Raw genomic sequence first — 7743 nt, 5'->3', positions numbered from 1 at the left:
GCACAGGCCGTGCACCTTTCCCTGCCACTGGCGCAGGTGCAGCAATGGATAAAAACAGAGCAGGTGGGCATTGAGCAGGAGATTGCCAATCCCGATGGCTCCATATTAAAGATAGTGGTGGAAAAGGATTTTAAATGCCTTACCACCCGTGATGAGGATGACAGCCAGGCCTTCGACAATCCACTGGCGGCGCATAATTGTTAAAGCATGCTTACAGATACACATAACCGGGTAATTAATTACGTTAGGCTGGCTGTTACCGACCGTTGCAACCTGCGCTGCAGCTATTGTATGCCGGAACATATGCAGTTCCTGCAAAGGAAAGAGCTGCTGTCGTACGAGGAGATCCTGCGCCTGATGCAGCTGCTGTCAGCGCAGGGCGTTAACAAAGTACGTATCACCGGCGGCGAGCCTTTTTTGCGGAAAGACCTGCTGCATCTGCTGGAGCAGCTGGTACAAATGCCCGGCATAGACCGCGTATCCATTACCACCAATGGCGTGCTTACCCGCTCTTTTATCCCCGCACTGCTGGACTTAGGCATCCGCCACATAAACCTGAGCCTGGATACCCTGCAGCGCGATAAGTTTAAACGTATTACCTACCGCGATGAGTTCAACGCTGTGATGGATACCCTGCAAGCCCTGCTGGCGCACAACATGAGCGTAAAAATAAATACCGTGGTAATGGACGGGGTAAATACCGATGAGCTGCTGGATTTTGCCGCGCTTACCAAAGACCATCCCGTATCTGTACGTTTTATTGAAGAAATGCCCTTCAACGGCCATGGAAAAGCATTTTCCGGCATTAAATGGAATTTTGAGCATATACTGGATACCTTACGCACTACTTACCCCTTACAAAAACTGCCGGATGCACCGCATACCACCGCGCTTAATTACCATATAACCGGCCACCAGGGCCATATTGGCGTAATACCTGCCTACAGCCGTACTTTCTGCGGCAGCTGCAACCGCATTCGTGTTACCCCCACCGGCGGTTTAAAAACCTGCCTGTATGGAAAGGATGATCTTAATGTGCGGGATCTCATACGTGGCGGCGCACCGGATGAATTTCTGCTGCAACGCATACAGGATGCTATTCATCACCGGTTCTTAAATGGATTTGAAGCGGAAGAAGCCAATGAAAAGATGGCGAGTATGTCGACGATTGGGGGGTGATCCGGAATTATTATGTGTAGTTCTTAGCGTGAACGTTGAGCGGCTGGTTGGCCCTTAGCTATTTTTTTATTCCGTACGATAGTCAGATCATATTCATTTTGTAGCTGCAGCCAAAACTCTGCATCAATATCCAATACTTCTTCCAATTTAACTGCAAGTACAGCTGTAAAATGCCGTTTACCGGCAAACAGCTCGCTTAAATGCTGTGGTAATAATTCAATTTTTGCAGCAAACTCCTTCTTTATTAAGCCCCGGGCTTCAATTTCACCTTTTAATACCTCACCCGGATGAATAGCTATCCTGGAATGGATAGGCTGTCCGTTCTTCCCCAACACAATATTTTCACTGTACATAAAAAATAATAAAGGGTTAAAAAATCAATGCTATAATAAGTTATCCGGAAGAATTAATGAGTTAACCCTGTATTAACATCCTCACCCCTGCATACAATATCAATACAGCCGTAATACCCTCTACCCACCTGGGTTTCAGGATAGCGGCACTAAACCGCGCGCCTATTTGCCCGCCAATAATTACAGACAATATTAACGGCAACGCAAAGTGTGTATCCAGCACAATCTCCTTTTTGGCAACCTGCCCTAACAGGCCGGAGATGGAATTTACCAAAATAAAAAAGCTGCTTAAGCCGGCAATGTTCTTGGCCGTATCATAACGCCCCAAACGCAGGATGGGCGCCAGGTATATGCCGCCGCCAATACCCGTCATACCGGAAAGCAGGCCAATGAACCCGCCGATAATGCCGTATTTATAGATCTTTTGCGGACGGTCCGGATCAGGCTCATAGCTTTTTTCCAGGAACAAACGGTAACACATGAACAGCGCCGCAACAGTTAATGCAATGCCTAAGAGTAAAAAGAAAGTTTGCTGTTTCAGCGGCAGGTAGCTGCCTATAAAAGCCATGGGCACACTGGCCAGGCTTAGCTGCCAGGCCTTTTTCATAGGCAGGTGCCCGCTTTTATAAAAATGATATACTCCGCCTGTCACCACCACCACATTGCACAACAACGCAGTAGATTTCATGAGCTGAAAATCGATGCCCCACAAAGCCATCAGCGCCAGGTAGCTGGACCCGCCGCCAAAGCCTGCAGAGGCATATAATAAAGCCACCAGGAAAAATAACAGGCAAAGTTCTATGCTCATATAGTTGTAAATGTGCAGATATGCAGATGTGCAAATATGCAAATAGTAGCAATCTGCTGCTTATAGTATACAATTTAACAACCGTGTCAATCCATCTGCACATATGCACATCTGCATATCTGCACATTAATAAACCCCCATCTCCTCATCTATCTCCTGCGCCCATGCATGTATCCCTCCTTCCACATTATACACCGTTTGAAAACCGGCTTCCACCAGCTGTTTGGCCACCATTAAGCTGCGCATGCCATGATGGCAAATCACTGCTACCGGTACCTGCGGCTGTAGCTGCGGTAATGCATTTAACACCCTGCGCATAGGAATAAGCTGCGCCTGCGGAATATGGCAGATCTCCCATTCATCCGGCTCCCGCACATCCAGTAATTGCAGCGGTGTACCGGCATCCAGCCACTGCTGCAGCTCCTGCACCTGCATGCTTTGCACGGTACCGGTAGCGCATACGCCCTGCTCATAATCATCCAGCAAGACGCTGATGTTATGATTACCCGGCACAGGTTTCACTTCAAAAATATGATGGGTATTATACAACGTATCAATAGTTAAGAGCTGGTTGGCCAGCGGCTCACCAATGCCACAGATCACTTTCACCGCCTCATTGGCCTGGTAGCAGCCAATAATGCCGGGCAGCACACCCAGCACGCCAATGTCGCTGCAGTTCAGCATTTCGCCGGCCTGCGGCGCTTCGGGGAACAGGCAGCGGTATGTAGCGCTGCCCTTGTAATTGAACACGCTCACCTGCCCTTCATATTTGTAAATGGCGCCGTATATAAACGGTTTTTTTAGTATTACACAGGCATCATTCACCAGGTAGCGGGTGCCAAAATTATCCGTGCAATCCACTACCACATCATACGGTGCTATAATGGCTAACGCATTCTCCGGTGTTAAAAAGGAAGGATGTTGTACAAAGCTTACTTCGGGATTCAGCTGCTGTAAGCGCTTAACAGCGGCATCCAGCTTGGGTTTGCCCTCATCCTGTGTGGTGTATATCACCTGCCGCTGCAGGTTGGTGATGGACACATTATCCTGCTCCACAATACCCAGTTTTCCTATACCCATAGCCGTTAGATATTGCAGCACCGGTACACCCAAACCACCGGCCCCTACTACCAGCACACTGGCCTTTCCCAGCAGCTGTTGCTTCTCTGCGCCAAAGCCTTCCAGCCTTAGCTGGCGGTCATATCGTTGCATCTCACTGTTTTAAGGTTATAAAGATACGATACAAACTGCTATCCGTAACCGCGCGTTCCGGCAGGGCATGTTCATTAATGTATCGCACACGGTTGTCCAGGTCAGGATGGCTGCTTAGCCATTCCGACGGCTGCAGCCCGCTTTCCTGCTTTAGTGTGTTGAACAGCCACTGGAAACCCCGCGCATCAATATGCCGGGCCTGTAACAGCTCCAGCCCGTGCAGGTCAGCCTCTTTTTCCAGGCGGCGGGAATACTGCAGGCTTTTCAGGCTGTTGGCATTTTCCACTATCACGGCCCCCGCGCCGCTCATATCCCCAAAGATCAGCGACATAAACATATAAGTGCCCATGCTGCGGAAAATGGTTTTGGTAGTATGTTTCAGCTCCACATGCGAGTATTCGTGCGAAAGCAGCGCTGCCAGCTCCTCATAATGCTTCATTTGTTTCAGCAGCTGGTCATACACAATAATATGGCCGCCCGGCAGCGCAAAGGCATTGGTTTCTTTTTGCTGCACCACGGTGATCTGCACGGCATAATTGGAATGGATGTTCAGCCGGTCAAAAAATTCATTTACCAGCCGGGTAGCGGCCGTATCCTCATGGTATTGCTGCATCAGCGCATCATAGCTGCTTTGCCCCAGTTTTTCCTCATAGCTCACCGGGATGTTGTTGGCAATACGCACCGCCACAAAAGGAATGAACCAGAAATATACCAGCGCTACCAGGGCCACTACCACCAAAAAAGTAATACCTACAATGGTGCGTCCGCGGTTGGCAAAAAACCGTGGGCCTTTTTTGTTTTGCAGGTTAAAAGCCACGGCATCTGCAAAGGTGAGGGACGATACCGTAATGCGCTGCAAAGGATAACCGGGGTACTCTAATGTACCGGCAGACGGGTGTTTTACCTGGTCCCAGAACCAGTGGATCTGCCGCGGCTCACCCTGCGCATTTTTTATCTCAATGGTAATTTGTTTGGCCGTTAATGTAATAGCCGCATCCACGCTGCTATCCGTTTGTGCATTGTAATATTTCCCCGTATAGGTTTGCATTTATTTCACCGTTTTACACATCATGATCAGATCCACAAACGTGCCATCCGGCTGCCAGATGGCTTGTGGCTGCCGCCCGTATTCCGTAAAATCAAAGTTGCGGTAAAGCTGTATGGCCTTTTCATTATTGGCCAGTACATTAAAATGGATAATAGTGATCTCCGGGTGCTGAACGGCCCAGCGCATCATAGCCGTCATTAAACGGCGGCCTATGCCCAGGTTCCAGTAAGCGTGCTGCACGGCAATCCCAAATTCACCCAAATGCCGTTGCTTATGGAAAGAGGATTGCTTTACGGTTACAGATCCCACGATCTGCCCGCCCACTTCCGCCAGCAGCAGCAGGTGCCGGCTGTTATCCCCGAAAAATTGAATAAAGCTCCGTTCCGACGCCAGGGTCATAGCCTGCGCTTCCGCAGGTGTGTTCAACAGGAAATCCGTTTCCTTAGTGGTTTGACGGTAGCAGTCCAGCAGCGCCGGTGCATCTTCTGGTTTGGCCGGCCGTATCAACAGCTCCTGCCCATTGGGTAAAAAGTGATGCATGCCTGTAAAGTATTAAAAAAAAGCGTACTGATGAGCAAAGAAAATGAGCTTTTTAACAAAGCCCATTTGAGCCGTACAACAAAGGGCGGCAAGCAGGAAATCTTTACCTTTAGGTACAATTGTAATAATATGGCTTCATCTTCCCGCATCATGTATTCCTGTTACGCGCACCAGACCCGCGAAAATGAATCCTTTGTGGCAGAGCATGTGATGACGCACATTCTGGCCGGCACCATGACCTTCCGCACTTCCGGAACGCCCATGGTATGTGAAGCAGGTGATACCATGCTTATTAAAAGGAACCAGCTTACCAAGGTTATGAAACGCCCGCCGGCGGGTGGCGGGGAATTTAAGTCCATCAGTATTTTCTTTGACCAGGACACTTTACGCAATTTCAGCGTGGAGTACAATATAACAGCGGATAGCCTTTACGAAGGCCCCGGCATTGTTAAGCTGCCACATGATGCGCTGAGCAGCACCTACATGGCCTCTATTGCGCCTTACCTGAATACGGATGCCGCTAATACAGAGATGCTCACCATGCTCAAAGCCAAAGAAGCCATTCTCATTCTGCTAAGGATAAACCCGCAGCTAAAAAACCTGCTGTTTGATTTCAGCGAGCCGGGTAAAATAGACCTGGAAGCCTACATGAACAAACACTTTAACTTTAATGTGGAAATGAAACGTTTCGCCTACCTCACGGGCAGAAGCCTGGCCACTTTTAAACGGGATTTTGAAAAGATCTTTCATACCTCGCCCAACCGCTGGCTGCAGCAGAAACGGTTAAAGGAAGCTTATTACCTGATTAAAGAAAAAGGTAAAAAACCATCGGATGTGTATATGGAAGTAGGTTTTGAAGATCTCTCCCATTTTTCCTTTGCTTTTAAAAAAGCATTTGGTACACCGCCTTCCTTAGTATAGTCTTATACGTTAGCTGATCTTTTCTGCGCCAAAGTATTGCTGTAATACCGGCGGAATGTGAATACCGTCTGCAGCCTGGTTATTTTCCAGTAAACAGGCCAGTATACGCGGAAGCGCCAGGGAGCTGCCGTTGAGCGTATGCACCAGCTGCGGTTTACCGCCGCTGTCTTTGAAACGTATTTTCATACGGTTAGCCTGGTAAGCTTCAAAGTTGGATACAGAGCTTACTTCCAGCCACTTTTGCTGTGCGGCGCTGTATACTTCAAAATCATAGGTAAGGGCAGAAGTAAAGCCCATATCGCCGCCGCAAAGCCTTAAGATCCGGTAGGGCAGCTGCAATGCCTGTATAAGGCCCTCCACATGCGCCACCATTTCTTCCAGCACCTCGTAAGACTTTTCAGGATGTACCAGCTGCACTACTTCCACTTTATCGAATTGGTGCACACGGTTCAAACCGCGTACGTCCTTACCATAAGAACCGGCTTCCCGGCGGAAACAGGGGGTATAGGCCGTCATTTTTATGGGCAGGTCGCTGTCCTTTAAAATTTCATCACGGTAAATGTTGGTTACCGGTACTTCAGCAGTAGGTATCAGGTACAGCTTGTCTTCGCCTACAAAATACATTTGCCCTTCCTTATCCGGCAGCTGCCCGGTACCATAGGCGGTATCGGCATTTACCAGGTGCGGGGGCATATATTCCATATATCCTTTGCTGATATTATAATCCAGGAAATACTGGATCAGCGCGCGCTGTAAACGGGCGCCTTTATTTTTATATACAGGAAAACCACTGCCGGTGATCTTGTTGCCCAGCTCAAAATCTATAAGGTCGTACTTTTTTGCCAGATCCCAGTGGGGCTGCGCATCTGCAGCCAGGGCCGGTTTGGCTCCGCCTGCGCGTACTTCCACGTTTTCTTCCGGCGTTCTGCCCGGGGGCACACTGGCAGCCGGTAAATTAGGCAGCTTGATCAGCGTATCATGCAGCAGCTTTTCAGTTTCGTTCAGCTGCTCCGTAAGCGGTTGCTGCTGCTGTTTCAGATCAGCCACCGTTGCTTTCCGCTGTTCCGCTTCTTCTTTCTGTCCGCCCTTCATCAGTTTTCCGATCTCGTCCGATGCTATTTTGATCTTGGCCTGTGTTTCATCATAGGCCAGGGTTAATTGTTTACGCTTATCATCCAGCGCCAGCACCTCCTCTATCAAACCCAGCTCCTTAAACTGTTTGAGGGCCAGCCGCTCTAATACTAATTCCTTGTTTTGACGAATGAACGGAACCTGTAACATTTTATATCAGTATAAATTTTGTCAAAGATAAATAAATAGTTAGCAGTTAGCTATTGGCCGTTAGCTGTTGCCAGTGATTGAACTACTGCGTTAAAGAATAACTTTCAAACTTCCTTTAGCTTCAATCATCTGCAGTACCGGCCAAAGACTGCCAACAGCTAACAGCTAATAGCTAACTGAGATACTTCCCAACAATCGGCACTCTCCTGCCTACGCCAAAAGCTTTGGACGATACACGGATAATAGGGCAGAACTGGTTACGCTTGTATTCATTGGTGTTCACCAGCTTCAGCGTACGGTCTACCAGCGCAGTATCAAAGCCCTGGGAGATGATCTCACGGGGGCCCTGCCGCCGCTCAATGTACTGGTACAGGATGCGGTCCAGGATGCTGTAATCCGGC

9 protein-coding genes and 1 pseudogene are annotated in these 7743 nt (G+C 48.8%); 3 read left to right on the top strand and 7 right to left on the bottom strand.

Features of this window, described 5'->3' with window-relative positions; all coding sequences use genetic code 11:
• Together VIM87_RS06265 and moaA are read left to right on the top strand one after the other, a co-directional pair.
• Positions 1-204: DUF7009 family protein (locus VIM87_RS06265; RefSeq protein ID WP_331996149.1), on the top strand; the 204-nt coding region annotated here is incomplete at its 5' end.
• Between the two features lie 3 nt (positions 205-207).
• Positions 208-1179: a GTP 3',8-cyclase MoaA gene (gene moaA / locus VIM87_RS06260; protein WP_331996148.1), complete on the top strand. Its 972-nt coding sequence runs from the start codon at positions 208-210 to the stop codon at positions 1177-1179.
• Between the two features lie 23 nt (positions 1180-1202).
• On the opposite strand, the gene VIM87_RS06255 is transcribed toward moaA, so the two are convergent.
• From VIM87_RS06255 to VIM87_RS06235, 5 genes are all read right to left on the bottom strand, one after another.
• Complete coding sequence (locus VIM87_RS06255) at positions 1203-1532, bottom strand: HigA family addiction module antitoxin (protein WP_331996147.1); 330 nt, start codon at positions 1530-1532, stop codon at positions 1203-1205.
• A gap of 61 nt (positions 1533-1593) precedes the next feature.
• Positions 1594-2340 (bottom strand): sulfite exporter TauE/SafE family protein, encoded by a 747-nt coding sequence (locus VIM87_RS06250; RefSeq protein ID WP_331996146.1) that lies wholly within the window; start codon positions 2338-2340, stop codon positions 1594-1596.
• 126 nt (positions 2341-2466) lie between these two features.
• Positions 2467-3552, bottom strand: coding sequence for a ThiF family adenylyltransferase (locus VIM87_RS06245; protein ID WP_331996145.1), 1086 nt, complete (start codon positions 3550-3552; stop codon positions 2467-2469).
• Between the two features lies 1 nt (position 3553).
• Positions 3554-4600 (bottom strand): M48 family metallopeptidase, encoded by a 1047-nt coding sequence (locus tag VIM87_RS06240; protein WP_331996144.1) that lies wholly within the window; start codon positions 4598-4600, stop codon positions 3554-3556.
• Positions 4601-5140, bottom strand: a complete 540-nt coding sequence (locus VIM87_RS06235) for a GNAT family protein (RefSeq protein WP_331996143.1) — start codon at positions 5138-5140, stop codon at positions 4601-4603.
• A gap of 129 nt (positions 5141-5269) precedes the next feature.
• Here VIM87_RS06235 and VIM87_RS06230 point away from each other — a divergent pair, with 129 nt between their 5' ends.
• Positions 5270-6061 carry an AraC family transcriptional regulator gene (locus VIM87_RS06230; RefSeq protein WP_331996142.1) on the top strand — a complete coding sequence of 264 codons (792 nt, stop codon included), beginning with the start codon at positions 5270-5272 and terminating at the stop codon, positions 6059-6061.
• Between the two features lie 9 nt (positions 6062-6070).
• On the opposite strand, the gene serS is transcribed toward VIM87_RS06230, so the two are convergent.
• Positions 6071-7342 carry a serine--tRNA ligase gene (serS, locus tag VIM87_RS06225; RefSeq protein WP_331996141.1) on the bottom strand — a complete coding sequence of 424 codons (1272 nt, stop codon included), beginning with the start codon at positions 7340-7342 and terminating at the stop codon, positions 6071-6073.
• A gap of 172 nt (positions 7343-7514) precedes the next feature.
• Positions 7515-7743, bottom strand: a pseudogene (locus VIM87_RS06220) (NAD+ synthase); the annotation flags it as partial.

This window comes from Chitinophaga sp. (assembly GCF_036569125.1).
Lineage (GTDB): Bacteria > Bacteroidota > Bacteroidia > Chitinophagales > Chitinophagaceae > Chitinophaga.
The sequence above is the reverse complement of the archived record's forward strand: the minus strand, read 5'-3'. Positions and strand labels throughout refer to the sequence as shown.

What these genes read in the sequence shown, in the direction of transcription:
- moaA (WP_331996148.1), top strand. Translation starts at nt 208, where the DNA reads ATGCTTACAGATACACATAACCGGGTAATTAATTACGTTAGGCTGGCT.
- VIM87_RS06255 (WP_331996147.1), bottom strand. Translation starts at nt 1,532, where the DNA reads ATGTACAGTGAAAATATTGTGTTGGGGAAGAACGGACAGCCTATCCAT.
- VIM87_RS06250 (WP_331996146.1), bottom strand. Translation starts at nt 2,340, where the DNA reads ATGAGCATAGAACTTTGCCTGTTATTTTTCCTGGTGGCTTTATTATAT.
- VIM87_RS06245 (WP_331996145.1), bottom strand. Translation starts at nt 3,552, where the DNA reads ATGCAACGATATGACCGCCAGCTAAGGCTGGAAGGCTTTGGCGCAGAG.
- VIM87_RS06240 (WP_331996144.1), bottom strand. Translation starts at nt 4,600, where the DNA reads ATGCAAACCTATACGGGGAAATATTACAATGCACAAACGGATAGCAGC.
- VIM87_RS06235 (WP_331996143.1), bottom strand. Translation starts at nt 5,140, where the DNA reads ATGCATCACTTTTTACCCAATGGGCAGGAGCTGTTGATACGGCCGGCC.
- VIM87_RS06230 (WP_331996142.1), top strand. Translation starts at nt 5,270, where the DNA reads ATGGCTTCATCTTCCCGCATCATGTATTCCTGTTACGCGCACCAGACC.
- serS (WP_331996141.1), bottom strand. Translation starts at nt 7,342, where the DNA reads ATGTTACAGGTTCCGTTCATTCGTCAAAACAAGGAATTAGTATTAGAG.